The organism is Bacillus sp. ISL-77, assembly GCF_018613105.1.
In genome coordinates this window covers 1-19973 of the sequence record NZ_JAGGQY010000011.1, presented here as the reverse complement: position 1 = coordinate 19973, position 19973 = coordinate 1, and the positions used below count along the sequence as shown (strand labels likewise).

The 19973-nt window shown below is 36.2% G+C and carries 20 protein-coding genes; 4 read left to right on the top strand and 16 right to left on the bottom strand.

Features of this window, described 5'->3' with window-relative positions; genetic code table 11:
* Nucleotides 1–23 precede the first annotated feature (23 nt).
* Both J7E77_RS03715 and J7E77_RS03710 read right to left on the bottom strand, forming a co-directional pair.
* Nucleotides 24–209, bottom strand: a complete 186-nt coding sequence (locus J7E77_RS03715; RefSeq protein WP_214712450.1) for a zinc-finger domain-containing protein — start codon at nt 207–209, stop codon at nt 24–26.
* A 20-nt stretch (nt 210–229) separates the two neighbouring features.
* A complete protein-coding gene (locus J7E77_RS03710; RefSeq protein ID WP_214712448.1) occupies nt 230–886 on the bottom strand; it encodes a reverse transcriptase-like protein in 657 nt (218 codons plus the stop codon).
* A 201-nt stretch (nt 887–1087) separates the two neighbouring features.
* On the opposite strand from J7E77_RS03710, the gene J7E77_RS03705 reads away from it, so the two are divergent.
* Entirely contained in the window at nt 1088–1495 is a 408-nt protein-coding gene (locus tag J7E77_RS03705) for a reverse transcriptase-like protein (protein WP_088088724.1), read from the top strand.
* Nucleotides 1496–1501: 6 nt separating this feature from the next.
* Nucleotides 1502–2431 carry a DMT family transporter gene (locus J7E77_RS03700; RefSeq protein ID WP_214712446.1) on the top strand — a complete coding sequence of 310 codons (930 nt, stop codon included), beginning with the start codon at nt 1502–1504 and terminating at the stop codon, nt 2429–2431.
* 35 nt (nt 2432–2466) lie between these two features.
* On the opposite strand, the gene J7E77_RS03695 is transcribed toward J7E77_RS03700, so the two are convergent.
* Nucleotides 2467–2736, bottom strand: a complete 270-nt coding sequence (locus J7E77_RS03695; RefSeq protein ID WP_168246228.1) for a DUF6123 family protein — start codon at nt 2734–2736, stop codon at nt 2467–2469.
* A 41-nt stretch (nt 2737–2777) separates the two neighbouring features.
* Nucleotides 2778–3269: a divergent PAP2 family protein gene (locus tag J7E77_RS03690; protein WP_214712626.1), complete on the bottom strand. Its 492-nt coding sequence runs from the start codon at nt 3267–3269 to the stop codon at nt 2778–2780.
* Nucleotides 3270–3353: 84 nt separating this feature from the next.
* On the opposite strand from J7E77_RS03690, the gene sspL reads away from it, so the two are divergent.
* Nucleotides 3354–3491, top strand: a complete 138-nt coding sequence (sspL, locus tag J7E77_RS03685; RefSeq protein ID WP_088088727.1) for a small, acid-soluble spore protein L — start codon at nt 3354–3356, stop codon at nt 3489–3491.
* 49 nt (nt 3492–3540) lie between these two features.
* Here sspL and J7E77_RS03680 read toward each other — a convergent pair whose 3' ends face one another.
* From J7E77_RS03680 to J7E77_RS03670, 3 genes are read right to left on the bottom strand one after another with little or no spacing between them, the layout of a single operon-like run.
* Nucleotides 3541–4563 carry a YheC/YheD family endospore coat-associated protein gene (locus tag J7E77_RS03680; RefSeq protein ID WP_214712444.1) on the bottom strand — a complete coding sequence of 341 codons (1023 nt, stop codon included), beginning with the start codon at nt 4561–4563 and terminating at the stop codon, nt 3541–3543.
* A gap of 13 nt (nt 4564–4576) precedes the next feature.
* Nucleotides 4577–5800 carry an ATP-grasp domain-containing protein gene (locus tag J7E77_RS03675; protein ID WP_214712441.1) on the bottom strand — a complete coding sequence of 408 codons (1224 nt, stop codon included), beginning with the start codon at nt 5798–5800 and terminating at the stop codon, nt 4577–4579.
* 24 nt (nt 5801–5824) lie between these two features.
* A complete protein-coding gene (locus J7E77_RS03670; RefSeq protein WP_214712440.1) occupies nt 5825–6910 on the bottom strand; it encodes a YheC/YheD family protein in 1086 nt (361 codons plus the stop codon).
* Between the two features lie 176 nt (nt 6911–7086).
* Between J7E77_RS03670 and J7E77_RS03665 the strand changes: the two genes are divergently transcribed.
* Nucleotides 7087–8253 (top strand): glycosyltransferase family 4 protein, encoded by a 1167-nt coding sequence (locus J7E77_RS03665; RefSeq protein WP_214712438.1) that lies wholly within the window; start codon nt 7087–7089, stop codon nt 8251–8253.
* A 42-nt stretch (nt 8254–8295) separates the two neighbouring features.
* On the opposite strand, the gene J7E77_RS03660 is transcribed toward J7E77_RS03665, so the two are convergent.
* The 9 genes from J7E77_RS03660 to J7E77_RS03620 all read right to left on the bottom strand — a co-directional run bounded on the left by J7E77_RS03660 (nt 8296) and on the right by J7E77_RS03620 (nt 19711).
* Nucleotides 8296–10629, bottom strand: a complete 2334-nt coding sequence (locus tag J7E77_RS03660; protein WP_214712436.1) for a YheC/YheD family endospore coat-associated protein — start codon at nt 10627–10629, stop codon at nt 8296–8298.
* 91 nt (nt 10630–10720) lie between these two features.
* Nucleotides 10721–11305: a hypothetical protein gene (locus J7E77_RS03655; RefSeq protein ID WP_214712435.1), complete on the bottom strand. Its 585-nt coding sequence runs from the start codon at nt 11303–11305 to the stop codon at nt 10721–10723.
* Nucleotides 11306–11378: 73 nt separating this feature from the next.
* Nucleotides 11379–12104: a serine/threonine-protein kinase gene (locus J7E77_RS03650; protein WP_285290477.1), complete on the bottom strand. Its 726-nt coding sequence runs from the start codon at nt 12102–12104 to the stop codon at nt 11379–11381.
* Nucleotides 12105–12234: 130 nt separating this feature from the next.
* Nucleotides 12235–13128 carry a 5'-3' exonuclease gene (locus J7E77_RS03645; RefSeq protein WP_214712434.1) on the bottom strand — a complete coding sequence of 298 codons (894 nt, stop codon included), beginning with the start codon at nt 13126–13128 and terminating at the stop codon, nt 12235–12237.
* A gap of 70 nt (nt 13129–13198) precedes the next feature.
* Nucleotides 13199–14026, bottom strand: a complete 828-nt coding sequence (locus J7E77_RS03640; protein ID WP_214712433.1) for a sulfurtransferase — start codon at nt 14024–14026, stop codon at nt 13199–13201.
* Between the two features lie 30 nt (nt 14027–14056).
* Nucleotides 14057–17707, bottom strand: a complete 3651-nt coding sequence (locus tag J7E77_RS03635) for a dynamin family protein (RefSeq protein ID WP_214712432.1) — start codon at nt 17705–17707, stop codon at nt 14057–14059.
* A gap of 156 nt (nt 17708–17863) precedes the next feature.
* Nucleotides 17864–18022 carry a hypothetical protein gene (locus tag J7E77_RS03630; RefSeq protein WP_214712431.1) on the bottom strand — a complete coding sequence of 53 codons (159 nt, stop codon included), beginning with the start codon at nt 18020–18022 and terminating at the stop codon, nt 17864–17866.
* 29 nt (nt 18023–18051) lie between these two features.
* Nucleotides 18052–18621, bottom strand: coding sequence for an isoprenylcysteine carboxyl methyltransferase family protein (locus tag J7E77_RS03625; protein WP_214712430.1), 570 nt, complete (start codon nt 18619–18621; stop codon nt 18052–18054).
* Nucleotide 18622: 1 nt separating this feature from the next.
* Nucleotides 18623–19711 (bottom strand): type III polyketide synthase, encoded by a 1089-nt coding sequence (locus tag J7E77_RS03620; protein WP_214712428.1) that lies wholly within the window; start codon nt 19709–19711, stop codon nt 18623–18625.
* Between the last annotated feature and the right edge of the window lie 262 nt (nt 19712–19973).

The window sequence follows — 19973 nt, the reverse complement described above, 5'->3', positions numbered from 1 at the left end:
GCTAACAGGACTTAGGTGAATTTTCAACTCAGCTTCTTCCCATACACCTGAAGTTGTTCTCCCACTGTACATTTTGAAATGCAAAACCGGTGTGCTGCTCTCCGCCCACCTTCTTTTTTCAAATGCTGGTGTAAAAAGCAGCCTTCACAGTATTGAACCATTAAGGATTCTACATGAACCAATAATTGCCTTTTGTTTAAGTCCTTCACAAGAGTTTCACACCCATTTCCTAAAGAATCAATGTTTTTGCAAAAATTTCTTTTCCTTCTAATGCTTGTGTCGCCAATTTATCAGCTTCTTTGTTATCTTTTCTAGCAATGGACGTATATTTAGGGACTAAACCAAGCGTTTTAATTTTTCCCTCAATTCTGTCAAGCCAGCTATTAAGCGTATCTTCATAACAAGGCCAATCCCCTTCCAGCTGTTTTAAAACCACTTGGGAGTCACCTTTAAATTCACAAGATAAATGATGAACTCCTAAATCCTCTAAAATATTTAATGCATAATAAAAAGCAGCATACTCTGCTTCATTATTTGTTTCCAATTCATCAATCCGTTCATTGGCTCTGATACGGTATTTCTTCTTCCCCTGCTTAAAAAAGATAACAGCCCCAAGACCTGCTTGATTTGTTTCCTTTTGAAACCCTCCATCAAAGTAAACAGTTATTTCATGAGGATCATCTTCAATTTCGGTCATCAACTTTTTCATTTCCTTTAAGATCCATGATGTTCCCTTTTCATCATAAAAAAACAAATCAGATACTTTCCCAGTCATTTCAAGCTCTTCACCAATTTGTATAGCCGTTTCACCTGATACCATTTCAGAGGAAAACTGTACCTTTTCATTACTTTTTATTTTATACATCCACTCTAACCTATAGTTCAATGTCCTCAACCTTTCTAAAAAGAATTCAAGGGCTTTTTAAATAACATATTCCATCCCACTATATCGACCACATCATTCTAACCTATTCTGATATATATTCTTATCATACCCACTTCTTCATAGTAGTTATAAGAATAAATATTTTCTGACTTAAAAGAAATATGATAAACTTTCAATATTACGTTTATGGAGGAAACAGAATTGATTGAGGTTTATATTGACGGGGCTAGTGCCGGAAATCCTGGACCAAGTGGGGCCGGGATATTTATTAAAGGAAACGGCATTACAGAAAAATATTCGATTCCATTAGGAAAAATGACGAATCATGAAGCAGAATATCATGCATTTATTAAGGCATTGGAAATATGTTTAGAAAAGGGATTTGAAAATTCAGTCGTGTCATTTCGGACCGACTCTCAATTAGTTAACAATGCGATAGAAAAAGAATTTGTAAAAAACAAACTATACTTACCATTATTTGAACAGGCATTACACTTATCAAAGAAGTTTCAATTATTTTTTATGAAATGGATCCCAAGTGCTGAAAATAAAGCGGCGGATGAACTAGCAAGGCAGGCAATTAGAAAAAATATTCCCGAGGAGCAATGATACATCATGAAAAAACCTATATTTGCCGATTTAAGTTTGCTCCTTGTAACGATCATCTGGGGCAGCACTTTTGTGTTAGTCCAAAATGCGATTGATTTTCTTGAACCGTTTTCCTTTAATAGCATTCGCTTTCTTGCAGCAGCGATTTTATTGATTTTCTGCCTTGTAATATTTGAAAAAAAACAGTTAAAACAATTGAATTTAAAGCTGCTTTTATCAGGTGTATTTATCGGATTTTGGCTTTTCCTTGGTTATGCTACCCAAACAATCGGCCTTTTATATACAACTTCTTCCAAAGCCGGCTTTATTACAGGGTTAAATGTTGTCCTTGTTCCAATATTTTCAATGATGTTATTAAAGCAGTTTCCGAACAGGAATGCTGTCTTGGGCGTGTTAACTGCGACCATTGGCTTATTCCTATTGACGATGACTGATGTTACTTCATTGAATAGAGGTGATGGTTTCGTTTTCATTTGCGCCATCAGTTTCGCACTACAGATCATCTATACAGGTAAGTTTAGTAATAAATATCCAACCTTGCTGTTAACAGTCATTCAAATTTCAACAGTTGCCCTTTTATCGATTTTATCCTCTTTCTTTTTTGAAGATTGGAAAAAGACATTTAATCTACATATATTACTCAAGCAAGATGTTCTAGTTGCCCTTGTAATCACAAGCATATTTGCAACAGCACTGGCATTTTTGATTCAAACAAATTTTCAAAAATACACTTCTGCAACACGAGTTGCGTTAATTTTTGCAATGGAGCCGGTATTTGCCGCGATTACAGGTTTTTATTGGGCAAATGAACGACTTTCCTATAGTGCCTTAGTTGGGTGCTGCCTCATTTTTGCAGGAATGATTTTTGCTGAGATGCCAACAAACAAAATCCCTTTACTTAGAAAAAACAAGCCCTTTGAGGATAAGGTCTCATAAAAAACTCCCTTTCAGAGAAGGGAGTTTTTTCCTAATTATATCGCTAACAGTTCCTTTTCTTTAACGAACCTAATGGCATCTTTCCTTGAGTTGATCCTGTTCGAAATTAATGTTTCCAACAATGATACATAAAAACTGCCATCAAAACTTTTTTGTGCTTTTAATGTCAGTTCAATGGCTGTATTAATCATTTCATCAGAAGCATTTGTGTAGTGTTTCCCAAAGAATATAAAGCCAATTGCATCCTCTTGGAATTGAAATCCTTTTCCTTCCAAGTGGTGCAAATAATCTTCGACTGTTGCCAATGACTTTGCCCATCCCTCTCCCAACAAACTTTGAACATCCCTTAGAATCTTAACTTAAATTTCGATAATTTTCTATTCTTTTTTGTACATAGATGACCTATGACTCCGACCAAAACACCTAGAATTGCCCCTCCAACAACTTCTTCGGGCTCATGGCCTAACATTTCTTTTAGCTTTTTTGGAGAGTCCTGTCTAAATTCAACACTTTCCTCTTTATGAATTTTTTCAATTAATTCATTCATTGAATTCACCTTTAATGTTAGCTCCCCTGTTTGCCTTCTTACCCCTTGCGCATCATACATGACAATTAATCCGTAGATGAGGGAAAGGGCAAAATCAAAGGTTGGCAGTCCACGCTGCATTGCAATGTATGTTGTTAATGTAGAAACCCCTGCTGAATGTGAGCTAGGCATCCCACCGGTACCAAAAAACAGCTCTGGACGCCATTCTTTCTTTTTATAATAATGTATAGGAATTTTCATCCCTTGTGCTAGTCCCATGCTGAAAAGTGCTAAATAAACACCCTTGTTCATCATATCACCCCTGCTAATATTGTTCGAAAGCCCGTGTTTTATTATTCCACATGGAAATACTAAAAAAGTGGGAGGTGAACGTAGATGGGTAAAAATGGTCAAACTAATCGAGGTGTCAAAGCTCCAGGGGTTAATCCTCAAGGATATGGTCAAGATGCGGAGTTCGCTGAAGAACCAAAAAGTAAACTAGAAAATGCAGCAAAGAAAAAAAACACTAAATAGACGCAAACATAAAAACTGGCTGTCACTTGTCGAGACAGCTAGTTTCTATTTAAAGCTTTTGCCTATTCGCAAGATAGATGCAATAAGGAATAAGCCGCCTGGCCACTTCAAATTCCCTATTCTTACAACCTGGCCTCCAATTGACTTCAAATAACCATAGCCTTTGCAGTTGATCCATTCCAACATCAATACCCAGTTCATCAAAGGAATGTTCGTATAATGTGTCGAAATGAGCAGAAAATGTTAATGCAAATTGCTCTAGAACTGTTTTTATTCGATCTGACTCTTCCCCAAATTCATCTAAAAGAAAAGTTTCTAAGTCACCGCGGTACCCTCCGCTACTAATATTGCTAATCAATTTGGCGTTACCGCTGATCCGTGGATAAATTAAGGTAATTTCCCAAAACCCACGTCCATTTTTTTGAACATGCAAGCGAAAATCATAGGTTAATCCGGCTTTTGTTTTACATTCAATAAAAGGCTGAAGCAAATATTTTTGCTCAAGGACCAGCCCTTCAATTAGATCCTCCATTTCCTTTTGGTTAAATACGCTAACTTTCTGACCGTCGGTTAATTTGAACAGTTGCTTTTCATTAAGTTTTTCGATAAATAATATTTTTTTACCTTGATTACCGGTTAATGGTTTGATTACAACTCGAGAATGTTTCTGGAGAAAAGAGATAAATTTATGTGGATGATTTAATTTTGTGGAAGGAATCAAATAACTGGAGAATTCTTTCGCATTAAAGATTTTTTTGTATACTTTGAACTTATTTCCAACAGGATAACTTGTAAAAATAGCATATTCCTTTAATTTTTTCAAAATGGCGGATTGTCTTTTCGTTTTAGGGTTGCAGCTGTTAATGATGACTGTTGGAAAGTCGATAACTTTTTGTGTCCATTCACCATGTTGATACACCCAGCCATTAATTTTCAAATGATTAAAATCAACATTGTTGTAAGAAAAATAAAAAAAGGGGATTCCCTCCATTTTTGCGACAGCAGCAAAGGGATAAGCTTTTTTAACTTCTAGCGGATTTTTTCGATAGTGAAGCATCCCAATCGACTTCAAAATCAACACATCCTTAAAATGGATCTAAGTAAAACTTGATTTCTTTCGAAGCTATTAATGCAATCTCCTTGGCCTGTTCAGGTGTATCAGCGCTGGCAATCACATAGGCATAGCGATCACCGAGTGAATACGGCTTTGTTAAGATCGCCCCTTTTCTTGGTTTCACATAAACTTCCTTTACACCATCATAATTTAAGGCTTTAGTTTTTCCTGTTACTTTTATGAGTCGGCCCCGTGAATTAACAGTAAGAAATTTTGCATAAACATGCGTCTTTTTCGTTGCTTTTAAGACGGGATCTAGCCCTAAGAATAGTTTAAGTGTTTCTTTAATTAAATTGATTCCAGTACCCTCTTCAATAATTTTATTCATTGCTCCGCCCGACATTCTTGGATTTATTTCTATTAACTTCCACTTCCCCTCAATAAGCCTCATTTCTAAATGACAAGTTCCATTTTCTAATTCAAGTGCTTGAATAATACTTGCAACTGCAACTTCTAATTCCTCTAAAGTCTCATTTTCTAGTACGGCCGGATAACAATACCCGGTAATGATAAAGCGATCACCATTTAATACCTCTTGTTCGATTACTGCCACCATAGCAATCAGCCCATCCTTAACGATGACTTCGATTAGGTACTGCGTTCCAATCAAATATTCTTCAATTAGTACCGGAATAGAAGGGAATTTTTTATTTAAGTACTCCAATCCTTCTTTTAACTCAGAGCAGGTTTCAACCAATAATACATCCTTTGACCCATTAGATACAGGAGACTTTAATATTAGTGGTAAATGACATTGATTTTCCTCAACAAATTTTTGAATAGACTGTTCTCTTTGAAAAATTGTAAACTTTGGTGTAACAGGCAGTGTTTTAAGGTGTTCACGAAAATGAGTTTTCTCCTCCATGATTGCCAAAGCATCTGTGGACATTTGAAAAAGTCCTAATTTTTTCGAGATTCGCGCCGCAAAAGAGACAAATGGATCAATGAAACTAATAACAGCACAGATTTGTTTTCTATCCTCCTCAAGGTTATTAATTATTGAAAAAATCATCTCCTTATCCATTAAATTTTCGACATATACCATCTGATGAACTTCAGGGAATTCTTTCTCTTGCTTTATAAATTCTCTTCTGTTCGTTAACAAAACAGTATAATAACCCATAGTTGTTGAAATACTCAGCGCTTCTCGGCTCGTTCCTGATTTGTTACTTCCAATAAAGACAATTGTTTGCATACCAACCTACTTCCTCTTTTTTTTTTATTGGCCATTTCTTTTAGTCAACAAATATCTCCCATAGCATATTGGGGTAATGTAGGTTTTTCGCCATGTTTCGAACATTAAAGCATGACGAAACGTTAACCTTAGATCTCGGGCATTACATTCAATAAACATGGGAAAACCCTCTGCTGTAATCCCGACATCAAGCCCAAGATCTGCTAGGTTATCAATTTGATTGCCCATCTGTTTGGCAACCATTAGTGATAACTTTTCCACGTCAGCTACGACCTGTTTTTCATCAAGGTATGGAAGGTTTCTAAGGATATCTTCAAGAGAAATGCAGATACCTCCTCTAACCACATTTGTAACAAAGCTGCCTGTTTTTGCTACTTTCCCCACCATCCCTGTCACTTGCCATTCTCCATCCCCATTTCGTTGGACGGATACCCGAAGGTCAAATGGGTTATTATGATATTTACCAAGTTGAATCCTCTCTTGGATTATATACACCCCGCTTGTTACCAAAGATTCTATTGTCAAAGGTAATTGTTCCGTAAGATACATTTCATCCAGCCATGTGTCTTTTTGGGGATAGGATAATAACCATTCTGTATCGTTAAGGCGTGTAGCTCTCATGTTTCGTTTTCCAAATGTACCATTGCTTGGTTTTATGATTAACTCTCTATGTTTTCCCATCATTTCGACCATATTACCAAGATTGAAGCGAACGGTTTCTGGGAGATGTGGTCTAATATCTTCACTTTCCATTAATAACTTATGAGTTTTGTATTTCCCATATTGGTTCCATTCATTAAAAATGACTAAGCCTTCAGCTAGTAACATTTTAATCTGTTTCTTTGCATCCTTCGTCCAATGATAGCCTCTGTTATGAATCACGAATGGTTTAGGAATAGTCTTCTTCTGATACTCACCTTTAGGATTCATCACATAACCCGTTGTCTCTGGTTCGCCAGGCTGTAAATCCTCCAAACGAAGATATACAGGAATTAAATTATTTATATCCCCTCCTTCCTCATAGAAAGCCAGGATTTCTGGTTGTTTACCGAGGTTAAGTTCTCTATATAATTGCGAGCTGATAATAATTCCAATATATTGCTGTTTCAAGCTATTTTCCCCGCCTTATTAATAGGGTTTACGTTCAGTTAACATAAATAAACTGCTTTCTTACTATTAAATGCAAAAGTTATGTATTTGGAGAGATAAAAACCCGAATTAATTTGAAACATTCATTAAATACGTGAATACACTAACTTACATTAATCTAAGAGGTGTTTTGCTTTATGAGATCTAAACCAAAGGTAGCCATTATTACCCCTGGTTCCTTCCCTATTCCATCCTCTCGTTCAAGTTCAGTTGAAACAGTTGTAGAAATGCAAACAAACATTCTTCAAAACGATGTTGATTTCACGATATTTGGAAAAAAGGCTAAAGGAATGGCCTCTACTGAAAACCAAGGAAATATTTCTTTTATCCGGTTTACTTATCAAAATTGGACAAGGTATCTCACAAAGGTCATTACTAAGTTATCTAAACTCAATCCTGATATCATCCAAATTGAAAATCGCCCTAAATATATTCCCATCATTCGGAACAAGTTTCAAAAAGTTCCAATTTGGTTGTCACTGCACTCGACCATGTTTATTTCAAGTCCACATATTGAAAAGGAAATGTTAATTAGTTGTCTTCATCAAGCTGATAAGATCATTGTTAACAGCCATTTTCTTAAAAACTTTTTAATTGTTCAAACCGGTTGTGAGGCAAATAAAGTCATTGTAAATTATTTAGGTGTGGATATAAGACAATTTCAATCGAAATGGTCCATTGATCAAAAAAGTAAAATAGAGAATTTTATTAAACAATTGAACCTCGAAGGTAGGAAAATCGTCTTATTTGTCGGGCGTTTAAGAAAAATAAAGGGCATTCATAAAATACTTCAAGCGATGCCTTCCATTATTCAAGCGGTGCCTGACACCATATTAATTATTGCTGGAAGCGCATTTTATGGTTCAGATAGAAGAACGAGCTATGTTGATAAATTGTATGGGTTAGCAAAGGATTTCCCAGAGCATGTCAAGTTTATGTCGTTTATTCCACATGCGGAAATCCACGTTTGGTTTGAGGCGGCAGAGATTGTATTAGTACCCTCAATTGGACCTGAATCATTTGGATTAGTGAATGTGGAGGCAATGGCATGTGGTGTCCCCGTGATCGCAACGAATATTGGGGGAATGCCAGAGGTTATTGAACATGGCAGGACGGGGTATTTGATCAATACACAAAACATTGAAGCGGAACTATCCAATTGTGTTATTCAGCTCTTAAACAATCCCAGAAGAATTAAAAGGTTAGGTCTTAACAGTATTGATCGAGTGAAGGAAAATTTCACATGGGAAAAAAGTGCTAACCGTATCCTCCAATTGTATAACCAAATTGTATCTGAAAAATAATAGAACGTCCCTTTATGAATGAATCAAAAGGGACGTGAAGGACTATAAATATGCTCTTTTTTGAAAGTGACGAGTATTTCCAAATGCATCTTCATCAAGAATTTGAAACCCTTGAATTTGAACTGCATAAAACATTGGTTGATTACGAATTTTTAAATACTTATCATAATCCAATTTCTTAAAGCCTTTGAAGCTTGGATATATATTTGCTTCAAGAATCCATGGGAAGCCAACCTCATCTAAGGCAATATCTATACCAAATTCGGCGAAATGGTCATTTCTTTGATCCATGATGCGGCAAAACCTTTGACAAAGGTTTACTATATTCCGATAAACAAGCGAATAGCTGAGGTCTTGAGAAGACTTCTTGATAACTGTTTCTAATGTCATCGCTTCTCCACCCCGAGCAATATTAGTTAGATCCTCATGTTCTCGAGCAACCCTGCATTCAATTCCAGTGCATTGCCACTTCCCTTTGTTATATTTCTGCATCACAACCCTGACATCAAGGGCTCGATTATTTACCTTTAAAAGCGGAATGTAGGTTTGAAATAAATACTCCTGTTTAAAAATTCCAAACTCCTTTAATAATACTTGTAAACCTTCTTTATCCTTCAATCTGTGTTGTACCTTTGTCAAATTCCGATAATCGTATAAACTAAAACCTTCTGTTTCGTCATTTAATTCTAGTATGAAAATTCCGCGTCCTCTTGATAAGCTAACAGGTTTTAAAATAATCTTCTTATTTTCTATTAAAAAGTCAATTAATTCTTCCATGTTATTTAAAAGGAAAGTTGCAGGTAAGTGTTGTTTAATTTCTGGAGTATTTTTTAATAAATAAAGATCTGATTTTTTAAAGTGGTAGGAGTTAAATAAATTCTTATTGGTTATTTCCACTAGTTGTCTAATATTATCTTTCTTTTGATGGAAATTTCTACGGTATATAGTAGAGGGAATCGGAGTAGAATCATAGCGCCAATGTTTTTTTACTGGGTCATAGATCATTCCATATGCAATTCTCTTTTCCCAGTCGACTGACCTTGCTGAAAAGGCGATCGTTACTCCGCCATAGCGATGGTATTCACCAAAACGGTCATTGAATTTCTCCATATAATCCAAATTATAATCGTGATTTTTTTCACCCAATAGTAAGCCAATTGTTGGACCGATAATTGCCTTTCTCTCTGAAAATTGGATTTGATAAACTAGGTCAACAGGAAGATGCATGGATTCTACTAGAGTGTCGGAAACAAACAGCTCTAAGGGATTTTGATAGGAATTATGTCTTAGCGGAATTGTGTCTTCGTAATTTACAAAGTGACACGGCTGCTCATTTACCCCAAATTTTACAATTTCAGGTTGTTCCCTCCAGCTTTCTGTAATTCGGTTAGGTAATTTCATTATCATTTCATTGTCTCGAAAAACTTTAAATTTCACCCAAACATTCTCAAAAAGCTGACTTGATTTCCTGATAAACGGCGTAATATTATCGTCGTGTAATTCTCCACTACTTACCTGAAAGGTTGCCTCAGTTTCCCCACTATAGGTATGCATTGTCTTATCATCGTTTTTCAATTCCCTGATTTCATTTGCTAGATCAATCGGCCACTTAAGAATCATACCCGCTACTTTTTTGTTGCTATAACTTATGTCTTTCACAATGGTCACGATAGGACAAGTGGAATGAATTCGAAATTCACCAGTTTCCATCCCCACAAATTGAAGACCAATTTCATAAATTCTTGGATAATAATAGTGAAGAATTTCTAAAATACGGTGGCTTACTTCATAAAGGTATTCTTGTGTCTCTTCTTGCATTTGGTGATCACCGGTAAGTAGCAGATAGGCTTCCTTAAAGGTTAACACTTGGTCATTATTCTTGGCATAAATAATCGGAGTCGTCCATTGATGATGGCAATCTTTTTGTCCTAAAACGTAAAAACTAAATGAAGTCGGAATTTGATTTTCCGCTATTAAATTAATATCCTTTAGTGCAGGGTGTGTTGCTATCAATTCTAGGAAATGCTTATTCTTAATATTATTCTTTTCATTTATGAGAGTTACACCTGTTTGCTGTGCGAGTTCAAAGATTGTCCGATTGTTTTTCTTACGATGATAATTTGTGGGATTATAGATAATTGACGGAATATCAACGAAACCTAGTAAAACGATCTCCTCATCCTTTATCATAAATGCATTTCCCTTACGCTCGTTTACCATCAATCCTTCGATATTAAAAAATAGTACGTCAAAATTTAACTCTTCGCCCGCTTTTGCATATTGTAAAACATAGGAATCATCATCGTTTAATTCCTCTTGGGCCAGCCTATTCCATTGCTGTTTTGATAAAATAATGCCCATAGACTTTTCATCCATTACTCATTCACCTTCAATCATTTCAGGTCATTTTTAATATTTCTATTCATGATTCTATGAAACTGTATAGGCATATGGGAGTCCGCTGATATTAGTCTTTTATTTTCAACGATTTCTTCCATTGTTCATAGAGGTCAGGCTCTTGATTATTTACATGCTCTAAAAACGTTACTAATAAACCCAATCGTTTTAAGTCTTTGAAAAGTCGTTTTGGAAACGACCTTTGAATTTTAAAAGAATTAACATGATCTATGATTTTCAACTTTCTATTCTTATCATAGATGGTGTGTCGTAAGGAGAAATCAATTCTCATAAACTGTAAACTTCTAAGTTCTTTTATTAAATTGATAATTTCAATTGTTAAATCCTCGGAAATTGTATTGGATTTTTCAAGATATTCTTGTAAGGAAGGTCCAGTAAGGTATTCCATAATAATATAATTTTCTCCCGCTTCATAAACCTCTGGTAAAATAGCTGTTTTTTCACCGGTTTGTTGTAGTACCTGCTTTTCTCGAAGGCAATATATTTGTTTTGAATAAATTTTCACACAGCGGTCTTCGGATAGTTTAAACACTGCACCTTGTAATCCTTTTCCAATGAGTGGATAGGCGGTTGGATTGGTTTGAACCTGAACTGGTTTTCCCGGCGTAACGACAATTTGGGTAAAATCATTCAACTTGTATTATCTCCTTTAATGGAAATTATTATTGTGTTGTGCTTCCTGTTAAATCATATCCAGAGACTACTTTTTATGAAAATGGGCGAAGTGCATCAATAAATTCTTGTGCCGATTGATACCGTTTGAGTTTATTCTTTCTTGTTGCTTTCCTCAAAACCTTTTGTAATTTCTGATTGGGAATCTGTTTGCACGCCTGTTTTTTTCGATACGGTGCAAAACCAGTTAACAGGTACAAACATACACATGCAGCACTATATACATCTGAGCAGTAGTTTAAATTAGCTGTAAAGATATGATTTTGTTTCTTAAGCTCCGGTGGTCGATACCATCTCGTTGCCCCTCGATGATTTCCAATATATTCACCAGAATCATTTGTGCGGACAGCAGAGCCGAAATCGATGATTTTTACTGTTTGGGGGTCATCATTACAAATTAAAATGTTATGTGGAGTAATATCGCAATGGAGAATGCCATGTTGGTGGATCACCTTTAACCCTTTAAGGATGTTAATTGTTATTTGAACGGCTAATTTTTGATCATGGATGATCCCTTTTTTGAAATACCCCAGCTTTCCCCCTTCGTGATATTCTAAAACAATATACCCTTTATGTTCATCCACAAAAAAATCTAGCCAGGTGATGATATGTTTATGAACCGGTAAGCTTTTTAGTATTTCGCTCTCTTGTTCTGCTTCTCTTCTGCTATCAACCTTTTTTATTACTACCCTCTCATTTCGTTGATTCAGACCAAAAAAGACAAGGCTTGTCGCACCCTTACCTAAAGTTTGATGATCCAGTGTATACTTTTCGAATGTAGCTCCCCCTTTGTGACACCTGTTTTTTATATCTTATTATTAGTAAGACAAGAATTCCTGTATGTTTATCCATAAAAAAATAAGGTTGTCTCTAATGGACAACCTTATTTTTTCAGGAAACATACGCTTCGTCTATTGGCAAGAGCCGTTGCAATCCACGAAGTTCTAGTTCCATTAACTTATTCAATGCTTTTTCTTTTTCAATACGAAGTCCTGCATCATCCAATGAACAGCTCACTGGAACATCGCATTTTATTTCGGCAAGCAGTCTCGACAAATGGAGCATGTCTAAATCCTGCTCAATTTTAGTCTTATTTGACTTTGATAATCGATCTAAATTAGAGATAATGCCCTCAATATGTTCAAACTCCTGTAGGAGCTTTAGAGCTGTCTTCTCTCCTATCCCTTTCACGCCAGGATAATTATCGCTTGGATCCCCCATGAGGGCTTTTAAATCAATCATCTGCCGAGGTGTAATTCCTTTTTCTTCAAAGAAGGAATCGGGTGTATGAACCAGGTAATTTCCATAACCTTTTTTCAACAAAATAACAGAAATACTATCATCAAGCAGCTGCAGCATATCCTGGTCACCAGTTAGGATAGATACATGGGCAAAGTCCTTTGATTGCTTAGCGATTGTTCCAATGCAGTCATCTGCTTCATAGCCTGCTAATCCAATATTGGGAATATCAAAGGAAGTAACCACTTCTTTTACTAAATCAAATTGTGGGATAAGCTCTATCGGAGCATCACCGCGATTACCTTTATAATCTGAGAATAATTCAGTACGAAAGGTCTTACTGCCCATATCCCAACAAACAGCGAGATGGGAAGGTTTAAATGATGAAACTGCCGTGAATAAATGCTTAACAAAGCCATGAATTCCATTGGTCGGTGTTCCATTTGAATTTATCATAAATTGTCCTGTAACTGCCGTAGCGTAAAAAGCTCGGAATAGCAACGCCATTCCATCAACAAGCATAAGTGAAGGCTTTTGATTAGTCATATTGGACCTCCTTATTGGTGTCGTTTAAAAACAACACGCTTTCCATTATAACATAAGTTGGCCTGAAAGATTATTCTATTTTATGATCCGCATAAGAAATCCAATCACTAAAGCTTCCGACATAAAGCTTTACTTTATTAAATCCAGCGTCCTTTAATGCCAAGTAATTAGGTGTGGCCGTGACCCCAGATCCACAGTAAACAATAATATCCATATTAGGTTCGATATCTGAAAACCTTTGTCTCTGTTCCTCAGCTTGTTTATATCGCCCGCCACTAATCCCCTCCATCCACGGCTTATTTATGGCACCAGGGATGTGACCGGCTTTTTTATCAATCGGTTCTTCTAGCCCTAGATATCTTCTTGATTCCCTTGAATCGATTAATATCTTGTTTTCCAGCTGTTTTTCGACTGCTTCTTTTACTTCTTCTGTAGTTGCTAATAATTCCGGCTTTAAGTTGCAATGGAATTTTACCTTTTCAAATGAAGGAATATCTTTTGTTACTGAATAATTTGCTGCTGCCCATCCATTAAATCCCTCATCAAGTACATATACATTTTCATGACCAAGGTATTGAAGCAGCCACCAAAAGCGGGCTGCATACGCCCCTTCACCATTATCATAGGCGACAACGACTGTGTTTTCATTAATCCCCTCTTTCTCAAGTTTCATGATAAATTCCTCAAGTCTAGGCAAAGGATGCCGTCCGCCATGGACTTGAACTGGACTTGATAAATCTTTTTCTAAATCAAAGAAAACTGCGCTAGGTAAATGACCTTTTAAATATTCCTGTCTTCCTTTTTCTGGTTCAGCTAATGAAAACCGGCAATCGACAACCCTGACATTGCTCTCGGTTAAGCTTTTCAATAACCATTCTTTGTCTTTAACAAATTTCACGCAGCTTCCTCCTTGTCATTGATTAATACTTTATAAGTTTTTTTGTATTTCCCTTAAATATTCAATAGAAATTCCGCCATCTAAGGCTGAAAGATAACTCAAATAAAAATCATTTACTTGTTCGTTCATTTGTTCTAATAGGCGATTGAATTCCTTTGTTATTTCATCTGAATAATGTGTTTTTAAACGGTGAGCTCCATGCGATAGATATTCATCCGCAGGCAAATTCAGCACTTGATACAGTTCATCACTCATGAATTTTTTTTCATTTTTTTCAAAAAATGATTTTGGACTTTTAAAGTACGACAAGGCTTTAGCAAATAATTGTTTATTCATATCTTTAAAAGCGATAGGAAATTCGATTGCTTGTTGATGCTTCACTTCAAATGCTGAAAAGGAAAGGTCTTGATTGATTTCTTGTAAATTTCGGATGAGACCTGATTGGTAATCAGCCAATTGCTTTTCGGCAAATCTTTCCAGGCGAACTGTCGTTGCCCGCAATTCCTGAGCAAAATCAAAGCCTAGACTTTCGAGAAATTCATCCAGTGCAGCTAGTAATACTTTTTTCAAATGACGGCCATCATCCTTTAGTATGGCGGGATTAAATGACTCCCTAAAGAAATCCCCAAAGCGGAGGAAGACTCTTTGTTTAATGTAATAAACTAACTCTTCTGCTTCCTGGTACAAACGATTTTGCAAGTTTTCAATCGTTTGGTTTTTCAATGACACTAAGATAACTGCTTTTTGTTTTTCAATAGTCCCGCGTTTTCTCTCTTTTACAGTTTGGTCTTCCTGTGAACTTTTGATAAGTTTATCAATTAAATCATGAACCCGGGTTATTTCTTTTTCTGCAGAGGAAATAGCCATTTCCGTTAGTTCATTAGTAATAAAATGATAAAAGGCCTGCTCAAAGTTAGCCATTCCAGATTCCGAAATAGGATTTGGTGTCTCCTTTTCTTTTAACGCCAGCAAGCTTGATACAGGATAGAGATGAGGATTTCTTATTCCATATTTGCTAAGCTGCTCCTCGACATATTCAATAACGGTTTCCTTTTCTTCTTCATTCTCAGCAAGGTCAATGGCATTAATAATAAAGAACATTTTATCCATTTGAAAGGATTCCTTTACACGTCCAAGCTGGATTAAAAATTCACGATCTGCTTTCGAAAATGCATGATTGTAATAGGTAACAAAAAAACATGCATCCGAATTTTTAATGTAATCAAAAGCGACACCTGTATGGCGGGCATTGATTGAATCCGCTCCGGGTGTATCAACCAGAGTAATTCCTTTATTGGTTAACTCGCATTCGTAGTAAAGCTCAATCCATTCTACGTAGCAGGATTTTTCTTCATTAGCAACGAAATCGGTAAATTCACTTAAGTCTGTTTCAAGAACGATTCCTAAAGAATTACCAAATGATTGATAACCTCTAGTAAATGCCTGTAAGAAAGCAATATGTGTTTTCTCCAAGACACCGCCTTCTTGCTGTTTTTGAAGCATAACCTGGTCAATTTTTTTGACCGCACCATCAAAATCATCTGCTTGGAGTTCAAAAACCCTTAATGAGCGATTTACATCTTCAAGCATGGCTGACGCTTCCTTAAACTTAACAAGCACGGTGCCATGCGGATGTCTTTCCGTAACAGGTTTAATTTTGTTAATGGCTGCAGTCGTTGGATTGGGTGAAACAGGCAGGATCTTAGCACCCATAAGTGCATTGGCAAAAGAAGATTTGCCTGCACTGAATGCTCCAAATAATGCTACGGTAAATCCCTTGTTTTCGAGTCTTTCCGCTTTTTCGGATAATTCTTTAGAAAGCTTATAAAAACCAGGGAGGTCTCTAATTAAGGATGAAGTCTTTACTAGACGTTCGACGGTTCTCTCTAAATGATTGCCTGATGGAAGTACCTTTGGATCATTTTTCGCACCCTCAATCACTTTGCCTTTCAAATCGTTTTTCATGTTGCTACTTCCGTTTTCAGACTTTAGCTGTGTTTTGACCACTTCATATTCTTCTTCGTCCTGACTAAAAAGATGATAAATATCTTCTTGTAAAATATCATCTTGTGTTAATAACTCTTCGATCTTTGTTTTCTTCAACTTAGCATTCTGCTTAACCTTTTCTAGTTCTGACAAGGCATTTAGGTATCGATCGTTTTTGCTCAGTTCCTGTTCATACTGTCCAATTAATTTAGCTGTTTGTTGCTTTAATGCTTTTAGGAACTCTTCCTTAAAAATAGCCAGTTTTTGTCGTGCGATTTTTTTAATTTCATTAGCCACGTCTTCTGTGTAATGTAAGACATATTCACCTGATACTCGTGCACCAGTTTTAACAGTTTCGGATAAAAGGTTTGCCTGCACATCGATTGAATAAGACTGCGCCAAGCCCTGTAAATCTCCCCCGTCAAGACCCGTTTCCTTTAAGGTGCGTAGTAAATATTCGCGTACGTGCCACTCGAGCTGAGATTTTGTTTTATCATGAATATCATGATGAAAGCGTTCAAGCCTCACATTCTTCTCATCCAACGTCTTTTGCTTGGAAAATATGAATCCAACTTTGAATTCCGGTTGACATGATTCCAAATAACTCTCCGCTAACTCTCTGGTTTGAAATGGCATGAGGTATGCGTTTTTTAGTATTTGGGCAATTTGATGATCAAATTCCTTCTCTGTTCCGATTACCCCCTCTTTTAAAGTCTGGAGGTTTCCTTCCATTTCTCGAGAACTATTGGATAATTCACTTCTTTCTTCCTCAGTTAATTCATTCAATACCTCAACGATAGGTCTTAGCTCACGCTCATCTAATTTACTTAATTGAGCAATATGATCTTGGGTAATTTTTTTTAAGGAATGAAAAACCGATGGTATTAATAATTGGTCTTTAGAGGCCAATTTTTCTGTAATAAATTCCTGAAGATCATTGAATTCATTGAAGGCATGGCTTTTATTTTTCAAAGAAGTATAAAAAATTCTTGCTGGTTTCACTCCCCAAGATGCAAACGAATCAACCACACTTTTTTGAAACTCATCGAAGCTCAGTTCTTCATCATTGTGTTTATCAATTTGGTTAATTACTAAATAAACTTCTTTTCCAGCTTGGGTTAATTCCTTTGTAAATAAAAAATTCAACTCTGCTTGGACGTGGTTAAAATCCATGATATATAGAACGATATCGGCAAGATGAATTGCTGATTCGGTTGCAATCCGGTGGGCATCATCAGCAGAATCAATACCAGGTGTATCCATGATTACCGTATTATCGGGTAAACCTGTTTCACTGTGACTAATTTCAATTTCTTCAATTTGATCGCCGTCTTTGCAATAATTTTTGACTAATTCATAATCATACGGAGCTAAATAGATGCGAGGCTTTTCATTTTTGAAAAAGACCTTTGCATATTCTTCTCCAGCTTTTACTTTCACTAAGTTTGCACTTGTCGGAATTGGACTAGATGGAAGTAAATTCTCTCCAACCAGTTGATTGATCATTGTCGATTTCCCTGCAGAGAAATGGCCACAAAATGCAATCATAAACTCTTTGTTCTTCAGCTTCTTTGCTAGTTGTTTTATTTTTTCCGCATTTTCATAATCTTCTTGTTCGTTTATATATTCAAATACTGAAACGATTTTAGTTTTTAGTGTTTGTATAGCTTCTTCTTGATTGACTGTTTTCACCATTAACTTATTCCCCTTAGCAACATTATAATATTTTTTATTTTATACGATAATTCAAACTTTTCCTATCTTGACACTTCTTTTACTTAAAACAAATTTCTTCCTAAAACGACAAAAAGCCACGGTGCAAGACCCTGGCTCCCAAAATACACTATTAATTTAATGTGTAACGTTTTTTAAGACGTGCTTCATGACAAATGCATAAATAATAACCGTTCCACCAACTAAAGCAAAAGTCAATTGTAACACCTTCCTTATAAGACTTTCATTGAGAATGATTTTCATCGATAACCAAAGTTTAACATAGGTGATAATCATTTTCAATAGCCCATTTCTAACTGTCACAATTATTTAACAACTTTAGGTAGGAAACGATTACAATCCTGAAATGTCCCTTCATATTCCGTCAGCTCCCTAAGCGCCTTTTCCTCCTCAGGTATACGAATCCTAAGCACGATGATATTTAATATCGTAAATAAACTAGCTGTAAAATAAGCGTTGAACAACAATGGAACAACAGCCAGTTCAACCGCAACAACAAAATAATTGGGATGTCTGATAAAACGGTATGGTCCCTTTCTAATCACATTCGCATTTCTTAAGACAATAATTTTTGTATTCCAAAACCTTCCTAGTGATGCAATCGCCCATATTCTAAATAGCTGGGCTATAAGAAAAACAATTATTAGGATGCCCCATAAAGGAGATAGACCCAAATTCATGAAAATTTTTTCACAACTTAAGAAAATAAAAAACAGCGCATGCATAGTCACCATATATCGATAATGCTTTTCGCCAAATTCAATGGCCCCACGTTTCTTCATCCACTTTTCATTGCTTTTTGCTATTTTTAGCTCAACAATCCGCTGAAGGCCGATGAATCCAATTAATATCAGAAATGAGATACTATCTTTCATTTTACTCCCACCTAAATAAAAGCAGTTCGGAACTGAAACCAGGTCCAAGCGCGGTACCAAGTCCTAAAGCATCCTGAGGAATATCCATCTCCATGTAACGTTTCAGCACATAAAATATCGTTGTTGAAGACATATTCCCAAATTGTTTTAACACTTCAAGTGAAACGTCAGTCATGGATGGAGGTAACTCTAATGATTTTACATAGGCATCTATCACTTTTTTCCCACCCGGATGAGCAATAAAATAGTCTATTTGTTCAAGATTGATTTGATGTTCACCTAAAAATCCACTTACATTCGGCTTTAACCAATCCTCTATGATCTGGGGGATATCCCGAGAAAATACCACAAACAGCCCCGTGCTCCTAATAGCCCAGCCCATCACATCTAAAGAGTTCGGCATCAGCGTGGACTGTGTAGCAATGATGGAGGGGGAAGTCTGCTTCTTCCTGAAATCTGAAGAGTATGAATCATCACCGCAAACTAAGGCACAGGCTACACCATCGGCAAACAAAGAAGTTCCGATTAAATTACTTTTCGAAAGATCGTTGCGCTGAAACGTTAGGCTGCAAAGCTCAACTGAGAGTACTAGGGCCTTTGCTTTTGGAAACGCAAGACAATATTCATAGGCTCTCGATAGACCAGCAGCACCGCCTGCACAGCCAAGTCCCCAAATAGGTACTCTCTTTGTGTGTGAATTAAACGGAAGGTGATTCATGATTCTCGCTTCGATACTTGGTGTGGCCATCCCCGTGGTTGAGATAAAAAAAATGATGTCAATTTCTTGATAGTTAATATTACGATTTAAGAAATCCTTATTATTTAAACACTTCTCGATTGCTTCCTTTCCAAGGGTCAGCGCGGACTCAATATAAGCAGAATTTTTTTCTTCAAAAGTATGTTCTTCTTTAAACCAATCAAGATTTTTAACAAAATGCCTTTTTTCAATTTGGCCGTTTTGAAAAGCCCTTAATAGTCGTTCAATATCCTTAAAGGAATCAGAGAAAAGCTCTCGTGCAAACTCCAAAGCTTGGTTTTGGTTAACTTCAAAATGTGGAGTAACCTCTGCAACTGAAATAATTGTAGGCATGTTTTTTCTCCTTCAATCTATGTAAGGGTATTTTTTCCAGTTTCATGGTTATTATTCACAAGTTTCGGTAAGCAAAAAAAAAGCTTCCCTGTAGGAGAAGGAAACCAAAAGTTTCCCCTCTGGGAAGCAAACGTTTTGAAGGTTGTTGCTGTGCTCTTAAATTATATAATGGATACTGATTTCATTCATTAACTAATGATTTCCAGTTCCGAAATCCTAAATAAAAAGCAAGTAAATTGCTTCAGATTGTAGACAAAAGGCA